Here is a 19280-nt window from a genome sequence, read left to right as displayed (position 1 = left end):
GCTATCAAAAAGCGATCGAACTTGACCCAAAATCGGTTAATGCTTGGGTAAATAAAGGAGTCGCACTTGGCAATTTGGAACGATATGAGGAAGCGATTGAAAGCTATCAAAAAGCGATCGAACTTGACCCAAAATCGGTTAATGCTTGGGTAAATAAAGGAGTCGCACTTGGCAATTTAGAGCGACATGAGGAAGCGATTGAAAGCTATCAAAAAGCGATCGAACTTGACCCGAAAGATGTTAATGCTTGGGCAAATAAAGGGGCTGCACTTAGCAATTTAGAGCGATATGAGGAAGCGATTGAAAGCTGCCAAAAAGCGATCGAACTTGACCCAAAATCGGTTAATGCTTGGGCAAATAAAGGGGCTGCGCTTGACAGCCTAGAGCGATATGAGGAAGCGATTGAAAGCTGTCAAAAAGCGATCGAACTTGACCCGAATGATGTTGATGCTTGGAAGAACAAAGGAGATGTATTACGTAATGTAAAACGATATGAAGAAGCCCTTGCTGCTTTCAATCAAGCCCTTGAAATTGTCCCCCAAAATGCTAACGCTCTAAATTCTAAAGCATTAACCTTGAGTTTTGTCAAAGATTTTGAGAAAGCCCTCTCGGCTATCGATGAAGCAATTAGTTTAGAACCTGAAGAAGCAGTGTTCAAAGCAAATCGAGGAATCATTTTGGCAAGGGCAGAGCGTTACACTGAAGCCCTTGCTGACTGTGAACAAACGATTCAGCAAGATCCCAAGGATGAGAGTAGCTATTACGCCAAAGCCTGCTGCCATGCCTTACAAAATGAGATTGAACAGGCGATTGATTATCTGCAAAAAGCGATCGATATTGCCCCTCGTCGTAGCCGAAGCGAAGCAAAACGCAACCCAGATTTTGACGGTATTCGGACTCATGAACGATTTCGAGCTTTGGTTTATTAAGAGTCCTAGTGTAGGCTGTAGCGCTTTTAGGGTTGATAGGAGTGTGAGACTATTTGGGCTGAAAATGCGATCGTGCTGATTTAAAGAATTACATCAGCGCAGAGTTTGTCATTGGGTAGGGTCAAATTTTGGCGATCGCCCCAGGAAATAACTCTTTTGGGTCGAGCTATTGATGACGCAGGAAACAGAGCCTAACTGAGGCTACACTGTACCCTGTCAAGCTAATGTCTATCTGCCGAATTCATGACCGAAGCTCCATCCGATTACGACAATCCCTGGAAGCTAATTTTAGAAACATACCTTCAAGACTTCTTCGCCTTCTTCTTCCCAGATATTCTGGTTCAGATCGACTGGAGTAAACCCTATGAATTTCTGGACAAAGAATTTCAACAGGTTGTCCGGGAGGCAGAACTAGGGAAGCGCTTGGTAGATAAGCTGGTTAAAGTTTGGCGGCACGATGGAGAAGAGGCTTGGGTGTTGGTGCATGTCGAGGTTCAGAGCCAGGAGGAATCTGGGTTTGCAGAGCGAATGTATGTCTACAACTACCGGATTTACGATCGCTACAACCGCCAAGTTGCCAGCCTCGCTGTGCTGGGCGATGAGCGATTGACTTGGCGCCCTCGCGATTTTGGCTACGAGATTTTCGGATGTCGGGTGCAATTCCAGTTTCCGATCGTGAAGTTGTTAGACTATGCTGACCAATGGCAATTCCTGGAGGAGAGCCAAAATCCCTTTGCCACAGTGGTCATGGCGCATCTCAAAACCCAGGCGACGCGGGATAATGGAGAAGAGCGCAAGGACTGGAAGCTATTCTTGGTCAAGCGCCTCTATGAAAAAGGGTATCAGCGCTTAGACATCCAAAATCTATTTCGATTCATTGACTGGCTAATGGCGCTTCCTGATGCGATCGATGAGAAATTCTGGCAGGAACTTACTCGCTATGAGGAGGAACGGCGAATGCCTTACATCACTGGTGTTGAGAGAAGAGCTATTCAGGCTGGGCAACGTCTGGTCATTGAGAATATCCTCAAGGTGCGTTTTGGCGATCTTGATGATCAGCTCTCTTCAACAATTTCAGCTTTACTGGAATTACCAGCTGAAGAATTCACACCATTGCTGATGCAACTGTCTCGCGAGGAACTACTTGCTAGATTTCAGCCTCTATAGAGAAAATTCTTTTAACCCTCAATTTGGCAAAAAGGGTGAAAAAAAGCTGAGACTATGATTGAATCTGGCGGCAGGATTAGTAGCCTATATTTACTTGCCCAAGTTGCCGTCTTTGGACTTGCAGCCCAAAAGCTTGCCTGCCTTACCTGCTGCTATTTTCTAGTTCATTGAACTCACGTCACAATGAAACTCTACTCACAGCAATGGATTGTTCATTCTTGAGCTGAATTAGGGAACTCTTGACCTCGTAAGCCTTGCTGAGAGCAGACCCATTTGGGGCTACTCTTAAGGTGGCGATCCCGGCGTTTAGACCCCCCATATTTCCTATGCCTAGAACTCCTAACGAATTTTCGGTACATATCATGATGGAAGGTGGACATCGTGAAGAAGTCCGTTTTCCCACTATCCAGGACTTTCAGAAGTGGTACAGCAGTGAGCTAGTGCCCAAGTCTGCCTCCAACGATTTCATCAACGTGCCGATTAAGAACATCCAGGGCGAATACATGGTAGTTCGCCCCTCCCGAATTTTGGCGCTGCGAGTTGAACCCGTCTTTTCTAGCAGTGTCGATCGCGATTTTTAGGTTGCCTAGGGTTTAGGGGACACCCTGTTCTCAAACCCTAAACGGCTTTAGCAAGGGATTTGGAAAAGGCATCCGGGCTGTTAGTCACACAATTGATTTTTGAAGAAACCCTAACTTGTGGTTCAATACAGCAACCCAAAAAGTATGGTTTTGAAAGAAGCAACTTGCGATCCTTTAGACCATCAGTCCAACCCTTCCCTCTAAAGCACACACGCTATGGCAGAAGTAACAATCGATTCCACCCTTCAAGAGAGCCGCCTCTTTGAGCCGCCCGCCGAGTTCTCGCAGCAGGCAGAGATTAAAAGCCTTGCCGAGTATGAGCAGCTCTACGCCAAAGCAAAAGCCGATCCCCAAAAATTCTGGGCAGACCTTGCCGAAACAGAGCTGCACTGGTTTCAAAAATGGGACACTGTACTGGATTGGCAGCCGCCCTTTGCGCAGTGGTTTGTCAACGGCAAAATCAATATTTCCTACAACTGCCTCGATCGCCATCTCACCACCTGGAGACGCAATAAAGCCGCGCTGATTTGGGAAGGCGAACCGGGCGATTCTCGCACCTTTACCTACGCGCAGCTCCATCGAGAGGTGTGTCAGTTTGCCAATGTCCTGAAGCAATTGGGTGTTCAGAAGGGCGACGTGGTGGGTATCTATATGCCCATGATTCCCGAAGCGGCGATCGCCATGTTGGCTTGTGCCCGAATTGGTGCGCCCCACACCGTCGTGTTTGGTGGCTTTAGCGCTGAAGCTCTGCGCGATCGGCTGAAGGATGGCAAGGCAAAACTGGTGATTACCGCAGATGGCGGCTGGCGGAAAGATGCGATCGTGCCGCTAAAGGAGCAGGTGGACAAAGCCCTGGCAGATGCGCCCACGGTCAAAAATGTGCTGGTGGTACAGCGCACAGCTCAGCCAATTGCGATGGAACCGGGACGCGATCACTGGTGGCATGACATCCGTCAGGGCGTTTCAGCCGACTGTCCGGCAGAACCCATGGACAGCGAGGATATGCTGTTCATTCTCTACACCTCTGGCAGCACGGGTAAGCCCAAGGGAGTCGTACATACGACCGCTGGCTACAACCTGTATAGCCACGTCACGACAAAATGGATTTTTGACCTGAAGGATACCGATGTCTACTGGTGTACTGCCGATGTCGGCTGGATCACCGGGCATAGCTACATTGTCTATGGACCCTTGTCCAACGGGGCGACGACGCTGATGTACGAGGGCGCACCCCGTGCCTCAAATCCTGGCTGCTTCTGGGACGTGATCGAGAAGTATGGGGTAAATATTTTTTACACGGCTCCCACAGCAATTCGAGCTTTCATGCGCATGGGTGACCACGAACCCAACGCCAGAAATCTGTCCTCGCTGAGGCTATTAGGCACCGTCGGCGAACCGATCAACCCTGAAGCCTGGATGTGGTATCACCGGGTTATTGGTGGCGAACGTTGCCCGATCGTCGATACCTGGTGGCAAACCGAAACGGGTGGGGTCATGATTACGCCCTTGCCGGGGGCGATCGCCACCAAGCCCGGTTCTGCTACCCGTCCCTTCCCTGGCATTCTGGCGGAAATTGTTGATCTGGAGGGCAATCCCGTCCCTGATCATGAGGGAGGCTATCTGGCGATTCAGCATCCTTGGCCGGGCATGATGCGCACGGTGTATGGCGACCCCGATCGCTTTCGTCGCACCTACTGGGAGCATATTCCCCCCCAAGACGGACATTACACCTACTTTGCGGGAGATGGGGCGCGTAAAGATGCCGACGGCTATTTCTGGGTGATGGGTCGGGTCGATGACGTGATCAGCGTGGCTGGGCACCGACTGGGCACGATGGAAATTGAGTCAGCGCTGGTGTCTCACCCAGCCGTTGCTGAGGCGGCAGTGGTTGGCAAGCCCGATGAAGTGAAGGGCGAAGAAGTCGTGGCGTTTGTCACTTTAGATCCCAGCTTTGCTCCTAGCCCTGAACTCAGCGCTGAACTGAAAAAGCATGTGGTGCAGGAAATTGGCGCTCTGGCGCGTCCTGGTGAGATTCGCTTCAGCGAAGCCCTGCCCAAGACGCGATCGGGCAAAATCATGCGTAGGCTGCTGCGATCGCTGGCGGCTGGCGAAGAGATTACCGGAGACACTTCGACGCTAGAAGATCGATCGGTGTTGGATAAATTGAGGGAAGGGGCATAAAGTTTTTTGATAGGGGCGTTAAGCGTCCCTATCAAAAAAGGGGTTGGCTTATCGTGTGATATTCCGAACCTGATATCCAGCAGACTGTACTATTTCATAGGTGCTTCCCATTATCTGAGAAAACTCCTTTTCAGTTTTCTCCAGGTCTGCGGCTGGAATCGCATACCATTTCTCAAAGCTTTCCCAGTGGATGACCATGATCACCTCTGACAGATCTTCTGGGCTAATCCATACCTCTTTGCCCAAGAAACCAGGATACTTTGATAGCGCCTTTGTCCAGATTTCTGCATCTTTTTGGATGTATTGCTCTCGTTTGTCTGGCTCGACGCGAACCTTCAGCCATTCGATTACCACATTCTGCTCCTTACTCTTTCTTCGAACCTTTTTCCTTACAGAGTTTACAGGTTAAACCATTGCGCTAATTTTTGCTTTGCTGAGATACGCCGTAGCCCTGCGCCAGTGAGCAAAAATTTGAGTGTGGATAGCCGCACTTCAAAGAGCGATCGCAAGTAAATTAGATTTGCCAGAATAGAATTGCATATTAGAAGTAAGCCTTGCTTCTAGCTTAAAATCACAGACAACTTGAATTACAGCAGTTTTGAGGGTCAAGGTCGCTGCCTTAGACTGACAAACCTCCTCGGACGGTAAAAAACCACAAAAATACTGAACTATGGATAGCAACAACATTCTGCAACAGCTTTTTCTGCTTGGCATTGGCACCACTTCGTTAGTTGCTGACAAACTCCGAGAGGTAAGCGATCAGTGGGTAAAGGACGGCACCCTTGATCCAGAGCAAGCCACCAAGTTTGCCAATGACCTGATGCAAAAGCTGAAGGCTGATCAGGGCAACGTCGAAGAGCAGATGCAGCGACAGTTCCGCAATATGCTGCAAGACCTAGGCGTGCCGCGCCAAAACGAAATGGACGAGCTGAGAGGTCGGCTCGATCGCCTAGAACGTCAGGTGCGCGATCTAGAAAATAAGCTGTGGCGCTAGAAGCAGCTTCCTAAAATCTGCATCTTCTGGATCTAGAGATGGAAACTTTGACCTTTTTTAACCTTTAGTCCTCCATTCTCTTTTACACTGAGGATTGGACTTGAAGAGACAGGAGGATTGATTGTGCGGGAAATTCTCATCAGCTTTGCCGTGATGATGGGTTGCCTAGTGGTTTTAGTAGTGGCTCAGTTCACGAATCGGGGCAGTGAAGCGATCGCTTCTTCTCTGCCGACCACTGAGCTAAGTTCAACAATGATCGCTAGTGTGCCTAGTGCAGTCCAGGTAATCGCTCAAGCTTCCAGTTCCTCTACACCCAATGCAGCCGACCTCATGACACAAGATGATCTAGCTACCGTAACCACTCCTTCTGGCTTGAAATACGTCGAAATCGTAGAAGGAACTGGCGCTACTCCCACGTCAGGGCAAACCGTGACTGTTCACTATACGGGCACGTTGGAAGATGGCACCAAGTTTGATAGCTCTCGCGATCGCAATCGCCCCTTTGAGTTTCGCATTGGTCAAGGTCAGGTGATCAAAGGCTGGGATGAAGGGCTGAGCACAATGAAGGTTGGCGGTCAGCGCAAGCTGGTTATCCCGTCAGAGTTGGGCTATGGTGCGCGGGGAGCAGGTGGAGTGATTCCTCCCAATGCTACCCTGATTTTTGATGTAGAGCTGCTAGGCGTGAAGTAGTCATAATCTACCGTAAAAACCGCTTTAGAAATAGAAATGCCGCCCAATTGGGCGGCATTTCTATTTCTAGCGCTGGAATATCACCAGCATTGCTTATGGCTACCGCCAGTCTGCTTAGCGATCGCACAGCGTATTCGCAGGAGAAAAAGAACGCGTTACTTCGGCATAAACTTGCAGAATATCGTCAATCTTTTTTTCCCAATCAAAGCGCTCAAGCACCTGCTGCCGTCCTGCCTGCCCCATTTGTTTACGCAGAATTGGAGACTTTGCCAGTTTGATCATCGCATCTGCCAAATCTTCAATGAAATCGGCTTGAGAAGTGGGGGCAATTAGCACACCAGACTGCTCGTTAACATAGTCAATTGGCCCTCCCCAACTGGTGGCAATCACAGGCAAACCGACCGTCATGGCTTCCAGCACTACCGCTCCACCACATTCAAACAGACTGGGCAGCACTAAGACATCGGCATGTTGGAGTCGCTGGGCGCATTCAGCTTGCGACAGCCAGCCTATAAACTGCACTGCCGCGCGATCGGAGGTGCGATCGCCTTCAGAATCCTTGAGGTTGTCCTGAGTCGTGTGACCCATCATTCCTAACTCTTGGGCTAACTGCTCAAGCGCTGCGCGATCGGGGCCCTCTCCGATAATTTCCAATTTGGCAGGCGTTTGTTCTAGCACTTTTTTAAGCGCCCTTAGCAATAAATCAACGCCCTTCCAATCTACCAACCGCCCCATAAACACAAATCTCGTCACGGCACTTTCGGGTGTGGGCGATTTCAACATCGATGGATTAAACAGCTTAGGCTTCCAGAGCGAGATATCTACCCCATTTTCTACCAACTCAATCACCTGACCTTGAATACCTGTAGGCAGCGCATTTCGCGTTCGTTGGTTGGCAACCAGCAAAATATCTGCCAGCCTTTTACCTGGGATCAAAGCGTTGAGAACATTGGATAAGAGGCGACCCAGGTAAACGCTCAGTCTGACGGCTCGGCTTTGCATATGTTGAAATCCGGGCGGATAGGTCATGCCGCCATTCATAGGTCCCATGACCACAGGAACTCCCATGCCATAAATCAGTGAAGGAGTGCGAGGAGAGACACAGATGGGCTGATGAATGAGGTCAATTCGCTGACTTTTGACGATTTCTCGACTCAAACGACGCTGATAGATCTGAGTCAAAAGCTGCATAGCAAACCCGCAGGTCATTGCAAAGATGGCTCTCGGCAGATATTGACTTGTAGAGTACAGGGCGCGGTGAACAGCTGTATCTGGGGTGAAATAGATGCGATCGCTGTCTTCAGCAAAGCTATCCATTAATTCATCACGCGTTCGTTCATGCACCACCAGCCAAGCCTCAATGCCTCGCTGACGCAAAATTCTAAAATAGTGCAAGGGTAAGGTGGCTTCGCCGCCAAACCGCATTGAGGCATGTTCAGCAACAATCAAAATTCTTAGATTGCAGGGATCGGCAGGAGCGATCGATGCAGCTTGCTGCGAATTAGAGCGAGAGCTAAACGGCTCCATGAGTTGAGCGGTTTTTGTCGTCAACGCGTTGAAGAATGTTTGAAGCATAATACACCCCTTAAGAACTTAAAGCCGCCGCACAGCACAACATTTTACTTCGATCGAGAAGAGGGCGGAATCTGTCTCGAATGAGAAGGCTGAAGCAATTCATCACTGCTTAAAGTGGTAAAAGTATTTTCAAGCGCCAGCACAATTTGCTGACGAAAGACAAGGACAGAGAGAGCAGGCACCCACGTAATCAAACTACCCGCAAAGCTCAGCAAGGTGTCGCCACTACCTGCACCCATGACTGCGCCAGTCGTTAAACAGAAGACAAAGCTGGTCAGAGAGAAAATAGACGCATTGATAGCCAATAGCGCAAAGGGTAGAAGAACGGAAGGATACCAAGGCATCAGCCAAGGCGTAGCTCCCAGGAGCAATACAAGCGTTACCCATCCCAAGTCAACGATTAGATGAGCCTCAGAGTATCTTGACTTGAGCCAGGGTTGAAATAATTTCCAGGCATAAAAGCCTGCAAAACCCAAAAAGGTGATCCGAGCCATTTGCTGCATGATGGCTTGATTTTGGTACAGTTCTGAACCTGTGGTGAATGAAATAATCAGGTTAACCAAATGGTGGATCGATCGAGCTGTTAATCCAGAGACACCCGGATTAAGCAAGCTTTTCCAAGCTGCCAGCGTTGGAAAAACGGTGTAGCTTAGCACCAGAACAATGGCTAAACAGATTGCCGTGGCGATCGCCAATTCGCGCCATCGCCGTCGCCGAACCAAGAAACCTGCAACCAGCGGGAACCAAATAATAGGCAGGGTTTTAGTCAAAAATCCTGCCGTAACCGCTAAAACTGAAGCCACGTAAAGACGGTTGTAAAGACAAATAATGAGCAAAATAATTGAAGAACACAGGAATACGTCAACATGAGCATCTGCAATATGAGCCATCAGCAGAAAAGGATTTAGCAGATATATCATCGTCAGCTTACTTCGATGGGGAGACGGTTTGAGGAACCGCCAGATCAAGTAAGCGTTTAAAACGTAAGCCAGGACACAAAAAATCTTGAATACATAAACTCCGATGATCGGACTCAATTGAACGAATAGAGCCGATACCATAAAAAACACTTCGGAGATCGGGCCGTAGGTCGAAGTTTGCAGCCAGTATAGCAGTGGATCAAGTACAGTAGAGACTTTACTAGAAGGGATGATGTAAGGATTTATACCCCGCAACCCCATCAGACCATACTGAAGGTAGAGATAGATATCATTGCTGAGTGGATATGCGATAAATGCTAGAACTAAGAAGGGAGTTGCAGGTCTAAGTAATTGAGTAAACTTCAGATCATTAGAAACTTCTCGTTTTTGCAACAACCAAGCAATATAGGCAAAACAAGTACAAAGATAGGCTAACGTTGATACAAATCTAACAGAGCTGACACCGTTGAACGATGCATCGTTAAAACTGGCTTCTTCGCCCGTGATAATGTCCGAAAAGCTCGTCACTCCACCGATCGTAAAAATAACGCACAAAACCAAGGCAGCAGACAGTGCAAATGCAAACAGAAAGCCCTGACTTTTAATCGCTCTCACCATGATTTTTCCAAGGAAACTGCAAAGAATTCTAAAGGATTAAAGCGATCGTAACCCCTGATTAAAGATAGTTAAGAAGCCTCTGACACAATGCACCCTGCGAAACTTGTACCTTGCGAAACTTGCACCTGCAAAACTCTGAAGAAATCAAACTATTTAGAAGAATGTCCCACAACCTGCTCCCCATAACCTGCCTAAGCATCTTACTTAAGCGAGGTAACTTAAGTGACTTGCCAGTTGAGCTTTAGATTAATCCAAAGGTTCCAAATGGCGACAGCAGCAATTGCTAAAAAGTTAGCAAGATACGGATTGAGATGCAAGGCGTTGAACAGCAGATTCAAAAGCAAGACCTGTAGAATTAGTCCCATCAAACCCATGGGGTTGAACTTTGGCAAGCACTTGAGAGTCCGTCTCTGAGAGCCTTGCTGCTGCGCAAGATCTTTGAATGTCCAGCCACCGATATTGCCACGACCCAGCACTTCTAGCAGAATTTTGTAGCCAGGAGCTAGGGAAATACCTGCGATCGCCTGACGACCCACCAAAAAGTAGCCGCTCATCGGTTCAGTGATGCTACTCAAAACTTTGGGCAATGCAATCGACCGCCCTCGCTCATCCTGACAATGCAGGGTCAACCTTATCGATTCTCCATCGCCACCTTGTGAGTAGATTTCGGTTAAACCAGGAACTTTTAGCAATCCAGTTGGCACCTGAAAACAACTGCTCTGTTGAGTATTCAGCATTTAATGATTGACAGAGTGAATAGGTCGCTAACTCAGGAGAACTGTTGAACTTGCCTCTATGCAACATCTTCTTCCACCAGCAAGTTCTGTCAAAACTGCCTCAAATCAAAACCGCCTCATAATAGCCGCTAATCTACTTAAATTGCGCTGGTTAAGGTATGGGCTTAGCTAAGCCCATACGGCAGAGCGGTTGTACAAGTTATTTAATCCACGACTCTAAGTTAAAGTCAAAACAAATTGGCTGTAAATACTCCTTTAGTTAGGCGCACTGATATTCTGATGGATTGGCAGAAGAAAATGACTCCATTCTTACCAGTCGGGTAATGCTTTGGGGGGATATCTCAATCGTTTGGTGGCAGGAAGCCTGGAACGGTGATTGACGAGAGACTGATATCAGAATCTAAACCTCGATCGCAGAGTTAATTCAAAGCGAGGAAGAAAATACCTTTAGATCTGTGCTTCTAGTCTTCAGAGGTCAAGATGCATTCTTCACTAGACAGAGTTGTAATTAACAGTTTCTTAGAAAATTGCTGGAAGATTAGCCCACCTCATAGGCTTGAGCAGAAGATCTTTGGAGGGCTATTGCAATATTTGAAAACCTTGCTGGTTGAATCTCAAGAACTGCAAATAGAGCAAATTATTGACCCCAGAACCAGCAGAATTTATTGGCATGTTTTTGATCCTTTTCACTGCATCCACCATCGATTTGAGTATCAAGAGGAAGTTTTAGCTTGGTTAGCTAGACTGGCTTGGTTAACTGAACCGCTTCAGTAACGGTAGATTTCAAGCCAAGCGACTGATTCGAGATTCCTCCCATTTGTGCAAATCATTTGATGCAGTTAAGTTTATGTTTGAGTTTGCCACTCATCGTCAGGTCTTTGATTTTCCAAAGCTATTCACCTATGGCTCCTTCTCGCAAGTGATTTAGAATTGCTATATTTGACAAAAGTTATTAGTAGGATGTATCGACAGTTACTTTAATCAATAAGACGACGAGCTACTTAAACCTTTATTTTGAGAAGTGACACCTTTATAAGTAGTTCAACCTTGTTATGCCGTCATACATATTACATCCTCATACATAGTCACCTGTTTTTGATGGAGCTATCTCATCAGGCGAAAGTTCAGTTTGACTCAGCTAGAACTATCTAAGACATGGAACAGCAGCTTTTCATTATTTTTGTCATAGCTTGACTCTAAGGTGCTTAAAACACGTTGCTTCACAGCACTTTACCTCTAGATTATTTTTACTTAAACCGGGTTTAATCCAGGTGCGCTGGGACACTTTATAGGGAGCTACCCTAGCCAAAACTGATATCTTAATGTATACCTTTACATAGATGTCGTTGGTTTAAACCTATTATTTCATCTCCCGCTAAGCTAAAAATAAAACTCCAGCTATTAAACGCACTTAATTCTGATCAATAGTTAGAACGACCTGATTAAAGCAAAAATAGTTCGCTCTGAAAGGCTGACTGTATCTGAATAGCGCTATGAATTCATTTAGGTTTGTCTATCTATTTAGATGTTTCGGTCAGCTTGAGTCTATGGGCTTTATACAAGGTTGTTATTTTCATCTCTTACGTTGATGCCTAGCAAAACCGTTGAGTGATAGTACTTCTGTAGGGCATATCTTGACTTCTATGAAAATCATCATTGTTACTGGTATAGGCATCAATTAGGTAAGCTCATTTTCCACAGGAAGGTAATTGTTACTTCCTTCTGTGGTGTTTCGATCGCGATAAGACGAAGGGGTGTGGTTTTAGTGATTGAGATGTGTTGATCGTTGGAAGGGCAGCATTCTGGTTCGACCATTCCATGCAATCTTTAGAGTGAAAACTGTAATTTTATAGAGAGTATCGCGACTATGGTAGCAACGCCCCCAAAAGCAAATATAGAGACTTCGATTAGTGCGTTTGGTACCGCACGTTCCACCGTTGAAGGAGCACCCCTGAGTGCGGACGAGCTTGGCAAGATGCATGCGTTTTGGCGAGCTGCAAACTATTTGGCAGTTGGGATGATCTACCTGCGGGAAAACCCCTTGCTGAGAGAACCCCTCAAGTCTGAACAGATTAAGCTACGATTGCTGGGGCATTGGGGTTCCAGTCCAGGCATCAGCTTTCTTTACACTCACCTAAACCGAGTGATTAAGAAGTTTGATCAAGATATGCTGTTCATGGTCGGTGCAGGGCATGGTGCGCCCGGTTTCCTGGGTCCTTGCTACCTTGAAGGAACCTATTCGCGGTTTTATTCTGAATGCTGCGAGAACGAAGCTGGCATGAGGCAGTTCTTCAAGCAATTCTCATTCCCAGGCGGTGTTGGCAGCCATTGCACCCCCGAAACTCCAGGTTCCATTCATGAAGGGGGCGAACTGGGCTATAGCCTTTCTCATGCCTACGGCGCTGCCTTTGATAACCCTAATTTGATTGTGGTGTCTATGCCGGGCGACGGCGAGTCTGAGACGGGTCCTCTCGCTACCTCCTGGCACTCCAACAAGTTTATCAACCCCATCCGAGATGGTGCAGTCCTGCCTGTGTTGCACCTGAACGGCTACAAGATCAATAACCCCACAATTCTGTCGCGTATCAGCCATCGAGAGCTAAAAGCATTGTTTGAAGGCTACGGTTATGAACCTTACTTTGTTGAAGGCTCTGATCCTGAGTCAATGCACCAGGCAATGGCAGCTACCCTAGATCACTGTGTTTCTATGATTCACAGCATTCAACAGGAAGCTCGCAGCAGCGGGGTTGCCACTCGCCCTATTTGGCCGATGATTGTCATGCGAACCCCCAAGGGTTGGACAGGTCCCACAGAAGTAGATGGTCATAAAGTCGAAGGGTTTTGGCGCTCTCACCAGGTGCCGATGGGTGGAATGCACAGCAATCCTGAGCATGTGCGTCAGTTAGAAGCTTGGATGCGAAGCTACAAGCCAGAAGAGCTGTTTGACGCCAACGGCGCTTTGCTGCCTGAGATTAAAGAAATGGCGCCGATCGGCGATAAGCGACTGGGTTCCACGCCCTACGGAAACGGGGGTTTGTTGCTGCATGAGCTAAATATGCCCGATTTCCGGCAGTATGGTGTGCAGGTGGACAAGCCCGGTTTAACGGAGGCTGAGAACACCAAGCCTCTGGGCGTGTTTCTACGGGATGTCATGAAAAACAACATGACGAATTTTCGAGTTTTTGGTCCTGACGAAAACACTTCTAATAAACTGGGCGCGGTTTACGAGGTCAGCAAGAAGTTCTGGATCGCAGATTACTTGCCTGAAGATGCAGACGGTGGCGAACTGTCTCCCGATGGTCGGGTCATGGAGATGTTAAGTGAGCATACGCTGGAAGGCTGGCTAGAAGGTTACTTGCTGAGCGGACGGCATGGTTTCTTCTCTACCTATGAGTCGTTTGCTCACGTGATCGATTCCATGTTCAACCAGCACGCGAAGTGGTTGTCCATCTGCAATCACATTCACTGGCGAGAAGAGGTTGCCTCTCTTAACCTGCTGATTACCTCGACCGTTTGGCGGCAGGATCATAATGGTTTTACCCACCAAGATCCAGGCTTCATTGATATTGTGCTGAATAAGAGTCCAGATGTGGTTCGCATTTATATGCCGCCTGATGTTAACACGTTGCTATCGGTGGCAGACCACTGCTTACGCAGCAAGAATTACATCAATGTCATCGTGTGTGATAAGCAGTTGCACTTGCAGTATCACAGCATGAATGATGCGATTAAGAACTGCACGAAAGGCATTGATATCTGGCATTGGGCAAGCAATGACCAAGGAGGAGAGCCGGATGTTGTGCTGGTAACTGCGGGTGATATCCCTACACAGGAGTCATTGGCAGCCACGTGGCTGCTGCGGGAGAATTTCCCGGATTTGAAGATTCGTTTTATTAACGTGATCGACCTGTTCAAGTTGCAGCCTGAATCAGAGCATCCTCATGGATTAAGCGATCGCGATTTTGACAGTCTCTTTACTCCCGATAAGCCCGTCATTTTCAACTTCCACGGCTATCCCTGGTTGATTCATCGTCTCACCTACCGTCGTACCAATCATGCAAACATCCATGTGCGGGGTTACAAGGAGGCGGGCAACATCAACACCCCGTTAGACCTGGCGATCCAAAACCAAATTGACCGCTTTAGTATTGCGATCGATGTGATTGACCGAGTTCCTCATCTTAGGGTAGCGGGTGCTCATGTTAAAGAAATGCTCAAAGACGAGCAGATTTCTTGCACTAACTACGCCTATGAGTATGGTATCGATCGCCCTGATGTGGTGGATTGGAAGTGGCCTTACTAACTAGCTTCATTACCTAATTGCGAAGGGCATACCAACAATGGATGCCCTTTGTTGTTCTGACCAAGTTAGGTAAAACTTGATGTTGCGCTAAGCCCTCTAGCCTGCTGATTTCTGCTCAGTAACATCCTGCCCCTTGGGAGCTTGCATCATGAAGGTTGCCTTTTTTAGTAGTAAATCCTACGATCGCCAATCATTTGAAGCTGCAGACGCTAACCATCATCATGCGCTGACGTTCTTTGACACCCAACTCAACGGACATTCGGCTCTGTTGGCAGAAGATTTTCCAGCCGTATGTATGTTTGTCAACGACATTGCCGATGCGACAACGCTGGACGTTCTTGCCTCCCGTGGAACTCGGCTGCTGGCACTGCGTTCGGCTGGGTTCAACACAGTCGATCTGAAGCGAGCAGCAGAGCTGGGTATCAAGGTAGTGCGAGTTCCGGCTTACTCTCCCTACGCAGTTGCCGAACATGCAGTTGCATTGGTTCTGACTCTGAACCGCAAACTCCACAAGGCCTATAACCGGGTGCGGGAGGACAACTTTTCCCTAGAAGGATTGCTGGGATTTGACCTGCATGGCTGTACGGTTGGCGTGGTGGGCACCGGAAAAATTGGTCTTGTGTTCGCCCAAATTATGCAGGGCTTTGGTTGTTCACTGTTGGGCTATGATGCCTATCCCAATGCTCAATTTGAAGCGATCGGCAATGCCCGATATGTTCCCCTAGCAGAACTTTTGGCTCAATCTGACATCATTTCCCTCCACTGTCCGCTGCTCCCTGAGACGCATCATCTGATTGGTACCGAGACGATCGCCCAGATGAAATCGGGAGTTATGTTAATTAACACCAGTCGCGGTGGCTTGATTGACACACTTGCTGTGATTCAGGGGATTAAGTCCGGCAAAATTGGTTACTTGGGCATTGATGTGTATGAACAGGAGAATGAGCTTTTCTTCCAAGACCTGTCCAATACCATCATCCAGGACGACACGTTCCAATTGCTCTTATCGTTTTCTAATGTAGTCGTTACAGCACACCAGGCATTTTTCACCCGAAATGCCCTAGAAACCATTGCCACCACGACCCTGTCTAACATCACTGATTTTGAGCAGGGGAATCCCTTAAAGAATGAAGTGATTTATCAGCCTCCTACTCTCGAAAAAACGGCTATTTGAAGTCTACTGTGAAACCCTTGATTCATCGCACCAAGATTGTAGCTACCAATAGTAGAACACAGGTGAATGCTGGCTACCATCTTTTATCTTTCAACAGCTAAATGCAATCGCATCAAGATTTACGATGAGAGGTGATTTTGGGGTTTTCTTTCAAAGGTAGCGTTTCCATAGCAGGTGCAGGATCTGATCCCCGGCTAAACAAATCATGCAGCAGTAAATAAAAACAAGGAATGACAAACAGGGTCAGCAGGGTTGCTAGCGTCAACCCTGAGAACACCACGATGCCCAAAGGCTGCAAGAACTCTCCTCCTTGCCCTAGCCCCAACGCTAAAGGAAACAGTCCCAGAACAGTTGTTGTAGTTGTCATCAAAATAGGACGAAGGCGTTCGGGAGCTGCTCTGAGAATAGCTATTCGGCGATCGACTCCCTCTTCCTCTCTAATCTGGTTCGCCGTTTCCACCATGATGATGGCATTGTTGACGACAATACCCACCAGCAGCACCGCACCTACAATTACCGTGGCACCAATCGCCGTTTGAGTGAAGAACAGCCCCCAAATACCGCCTGCCAAAGCTAAAGGCAAGGTAAACATGATCACCAGCGGATCAACTAGAGAGTTGTATTGCACCGCCATCACTACAAACACCAGAAAAGCCGCTAGTCCGCCCAGCAATGGCAGTGCTGCCTGAATATCCTGGTTGCTTTGAGCAGCAGCACTAGGCAGACGGCTAACACCCTGTGGCAGATCAATGCCCTGCATGACGCGATCGACCTCCTCCAAAGCTGCTCCCAGACTTGCTCCTTCATTCAGAGTTCCCGCGATTAGAAAAACTTGGCGTTGGTTAATCCGCTGAATTTGCCCAGGAGCTTGCCCAGCCTGAATCTGTGCCACATTGCCCAGCCGCACAAGCTGTCGGTCTGCGGTAAAGAGAGGCAAAGCCTCTAGCTGAGAAGATTGGCGAATTTCATCCTGATTGAGCTGTACGCGCACGTCTACTAGGCGATTGCCGCGCTGGAGCTGCGTGGGAACAGACCCTTCGATCGCCGTCGTTAACACATCACCCACATCTTGAATATTCAGATTCAGATCGGCTGCCCGTTCGCGATCGAGTCGAATCTGTAGCTCAGGCTGACGGCTATCTGCATCGGGTCGGAAGCTTGATAGCTCTGCCTCCTCCAGAGCTTGCAGCACCTGCTGTCCTGCCTGTTCCAAAACTTCGGCATCTTCTCCTTGCAAGATCACGTCCACATCCGATCGCACTGGGGAATTATTGAGAATTAATCCTCGCACTTCACCCGGACTCATCCGCAATCGAACATCAACAAGATTGAGCTGATTGAACTCCCGTGAAACTTTAGAAACATACTGCTCAACATCTGCCCCTGGCTTCAGGGTAATGGTGCTAGAAGCCCGGAGCGGGTTTTCGCTGGTGCTGCTGGCAAATAGAGAACCGCCCACTGTAGAGAAGACATCTTGCGTTTCCGGCTGAGCCAAGAAAATGTCATCTACGGCAGTCATGATCTTCTGGCTCACCTCTAGCGGCGTTCCGGGTGGAAACTGAGCATTGAGCCGCGCTTGCCCTGTGTTAATACGCGGCAGAACCTCTTGTGGAATTTGACCGATCATCAGCAAGCTGCTGCCGCCCAAGACTGCAAAAGCGATCGCTAAAACCACCAGTCGATGATGAACTGCTAACCCCAATACTTTGGCATATCGGCGGGTTGCGCCTTCAAGTCGCTGATTAAATTCTCGCAGCAGCCATAACTGATTGATCCGACTCGACCAGCGGATGGTAATCAGCCGAGATGAGAGCATCGGGACTACGGTAACCGCAACTAGCAGCGATGCCAAAACTGCGAAGCAAATCGTCAGAATCAGCTCATTGAACAGTAGAGCAATAAACCCCCCAATTAGAACGAACGGCAGCACCGACACAATGTTGCCTGCGGTTGCCGCTACAAGCGAAGATTCCACCTCTCGGCTACTCTCTTCCACTAAATCAATTGCGGTTTGACGCGATCGCCCATTTTGCTGCCCATTCTTCTGCCCATTTTGCTGCCCATTTTGCTGCCCATTCTGTTCAAGAGCGCTAGAGCTAAGCTGAGCAGCCGATCGCTTGTTGATGTTTTCTAGCACTACAACTGAAGTATCTACCGCCTGTCCAACGCTGATAGCCAGTCCAGCCAAGCTGAAAACGTTGAGCGAGAAGCCGCAGAGCCTCATGGCGATCGCAGCTGCCAAAGTACAGAGAGGAATCGTCAAGCTGATAATGAGGGTTTGCCGTAGCGATCCGAGAAACACCAGCACGGCCAAAGCAGCAAGAGCAGCTCCAGAGAGCGCTGCATCGGTAACGCTATTCAGCGATTCTTGAATAAATATGGACTCATCCAGAGTCGGAATCAGTTCCGTCCCTTCTGGAATAATTCCAGCTTGTCGTAGCTCTGCAATGCGGCGCTTTACGCCCTCAACTACTTGGATCGTGTTGGCATCAGGCTGCTTCTGAATGCTGACCTTAACGGCAGGCTGCTTGTTGAGCGAGACAAAAATCCGCTGGTTCTCTGTTCCATCTTCAACCTCTGCAAAGTCGCGCAGATACACTCGACGCGCACTAGACTCAGTCTCTCCAGCCGGAACAGCGACTCTAAAGGAAAGGTTGCGAATCTCATCGGCATCTTGGAACCGTCCTATAGCTCTCGTGAGAGGTTCTGAACGCTCACCCAGAATTCGCCCTCCCGAAACATCCTGATTCGTTTCCTCAAGCTCAGTCAGTATTTCGTTCAGCCCGACTCCAAGAGATTGCAGCCGATTCAGATCAACCGTAACTCGAACCTCTTCGGAAACACCGCCCGAAACATCTACAGAAGCAACTCCTGAGACTACTCCAAGCTCACGGGCTAGCTCTTCATCCGCGAACACCCGCAAATCTACAGCTTCGAGGGAAGCAGATGCGATCGCTAACTCATACACAGGCAGCTGAGACGGATCTACTTTGAAAAGGCGCGGGGCTTCTACCACATCCGGCAAATTCGCCTGTGCCCGGTTGAAGGCTGCCGTAGCATCATTGAGCGCTTGGTCAATGTCACCCCCAGCCTCAAAGTACAAATCAATGCTGACTTGACCTTCACGGGTTTGGGAGTAAACCTGCACAACACCTTCCGTCGCAGAAAGCGCCTCTTCGAGGGGTCTTGTCACCTCATCGATCGCTACATCTGGCGAGATACCCGGAATATCAAGGCGTACACCGATCCGGGGATAGGTAATAGAAGGCAGTAAATCAACCTGGAGATTGAAAATAAAAAAGATACCAATCACCATCACTGCCAGCGTGATCATGAGGGTGCCAATGTGCTGGCGAATAGCAAGACTGCTAATGCTGAAGCCGGAGGTTTGGGGAGTCTGCATAGTGAAGG

13 protein-coding genes and 1 pseudogene are annotated in these 19280 nt (G+C 48.4%); 9 read left to right on the top strand and 5 right to left on the bottom strand.

Annotation, left to right across the window (positions count from 1 at the left end; translation table 11 throughout):
* The 5 genes and pseudogenes from AC5JMP_RS18960 to acs all read left to right on the top strand — a co-directional run.
* On the top strand, nt 1-929 hold a 929-nt coding region (locus tag AC5JMP_RS18960; protein ID WP_495853044.1), incomplete at its 5' end, for a tetratricopeptide repeat protein.
* Nucleotides 930-1172: 243 nt separating this feature from the next.
* Entirely contained in the window at nt 1173-2096 is a 924-nt protein-coding gene (locus tag AC5JMP_RS18955; protein WP_495853043.1) for an RpnC/YadD family protein, read from the top strand.
* A gap of 58 nt (nt 2097-2154) precedes the next feature.
* A pseudogene (locus AC5JMP_RS18950) lies at nt 2155-2259 on the top strand (IS982 family transposase); the annotation flags it as partial.
* A 163-nt stretch (nt 2260-2422) separates the two neighbouring features.
* Nucleotides 2423-2677 (top strand): hypothetical protein, encoded by a 255-nt coding sequence (locus tag AC5JMP_RS18945; RefSeq protein ID WP_495853042.1) that lies wholly within the window; start codon nt 2423-2425, stop codon nt 2675-2677.
* Between the two features lie 216 nt (nt 2678-2893).
* Nucleotides 2894-4858 (top strand): acetate--CoA ligase, encoded by a 1965-nt coding sequence (gene acs, locus AC5JMP_RS18940; RefSeq protein WP_495853041.1) that lies wholly within the window; start codon nt 2894-2896, stop codon nt 4856-4858.
* A 48-nt stretch (nt 4859-4906) separates the two neighbouring features.
* Here acs and AC5JMP_RS18935 read toward each other — a convergent pair whose 3' ends face one another.
* Nucleotides 4907-5212, bottom strand: coding sequence for a TIGR03792 family protein (locus AC5JMP_RS18935; RefSeq protein ID WP_495853040.1), 306 nt, complete (start codon nt 5210-5212; stop codon nt 4907-4909).
* Between the two features lie 316 nt (nt 5213-5528).
* Here AC5JMP_RS18935 and AC5JMP_RS18930 point away from each other — a divergent pair, with 316 nt between their 5' ends.
* Both AC5JMP_RS18930 and AC5JMP_RS18925 read left to right on the top strand, forming a co-directional pair.
* Nucleotides 5529-5852, top strand: coding sequence for a phasin family protein (locus tag AC5JMP_RS18930; protein WP_495853039.1), 324 nt, complete (start codon nt 5529-5531; stop codon nt 5850-5852).
* A 123-nt stretch (nt 5853-5975) separates the two neighbouring features.
* Nucleotides 5976-6542 carry an FKBP-type peptidyl-prolyl cis-trans isomerase gene (locus AC5JMP_RS18925; RefSeq protein WP_495853038.1) on the top strand — a complete coding sequence of 189 codons (567 nt, stop codon included), beginning with the start codon at nt 5976-5978 and terminating at the stop codon, nt 6540-6542.
* A 114-nt stretch (nt 6543-6656) separates the two neighbouring features.
* Here the strand turns inward: AC5JMP_RS18925 and AC5JMP_RS18920 are convergent, their stop codons facing one another.
* The 3 genes from AC5JMP_RS18920 to AC5JMP_RS18910 all read right to left on the bottom strand — a co-directional run bounded on the left by AC5JMP_RS18920 (nt 6657) and on the right by AC5JMP_RS18910 (nt 10392).
* Nucleotides 6657-8117, bottom strand: coding sequence for a glycosyltransferase family 4 protein (locus AC5JMP_RS18920; RefSeq protein ID WP_495853037.1), 1461 nt, complete (start codon nt 8115-8117; stop codon nt 6657-6659).
* A 44-nt stretch (nt 8118-8161) separates the two neighbouring features.
* The gene (locus AC5JMP_RS18915) at nt 8162-9655 is read right to left on the bottom strand and encodes an MptA/MptB family glycosyltransferase (RefSeq protein WP_495853036.1); all 1494 of its coding nucleotides are present in this window, start codon (nt 9653-9655) and stop codon (nt 8162-8164) included.
* A gap of 218 nt (nt 9656-9873) precedes the next feature.
* A complete protein-coding gene (locus AC5JMP_RS18910; protein ID WP_495853035.1) occupies nt 9874-10392 on the bottom strand; it encodes a GtrA family protein in 519 nt (172 codons plus the stop codon).
* A gap of 1867 nt (nt 10393-12259) precedes the next feature.
* Between AC5JMP_RS18910 and AC5JMP_RS18905 the strand changes: the two genes are divergently transcribed.
* Together AC5JMP_RS18905 and AC5JMP_RS18900 are read left to right on the top strand one after the other, a co-directional pair.
* Nucleotides 12260-14695 carry a phosphoketolase family protein gene (locus AC5JMP_RS18905; RefSeq protein ID WP_495853034.1) on the top strand — a complete coding sequence of 812 codons (2436 nt, stop codon included), beginning with the start codon at nt 12260-12262 and terminating at the stop codon, nt 14693-14695.
* A gap of 148 nt (nt 14696-14843) precedes the next feature.
* Nucleotides 14844-15869 (top strand): 2-hydroxyacid dehydrogenase, encoded by a 1026-nt coding sequence (locus AC5JMP_RS18900; protein WP_495853033.1) that lies wholly within the window; start codon nt 14844-14846, stop codon nt 15867-15869.
* A gap of 112 nt (nt 15870-15981) precedes the next feature.
* On the opposite strand, the gene AC5JMP_RS18895 is transcribed toward AC5JMP_RS18900, so the two are convergent.
* A complete protein-coding gene (locus AC5JMP_RS18895) occupies nt 15982-19272 on the bottom strand; it encodes an efflux RND transporter permease subunit (RefSeq protein WP_495853032.1) in 3291 nt (1096 codons plus the stop codon).
* Nucleotides 19273-19280 lie beyond the last annotated feature (8 nt).

The organism is Drouetiella sp. (assembly GCF_059504425.1).
Note: the sequence above shows the minus strand (reverse complement) of the source record. Positions and strands in the feature narration are given on the sequence as shown.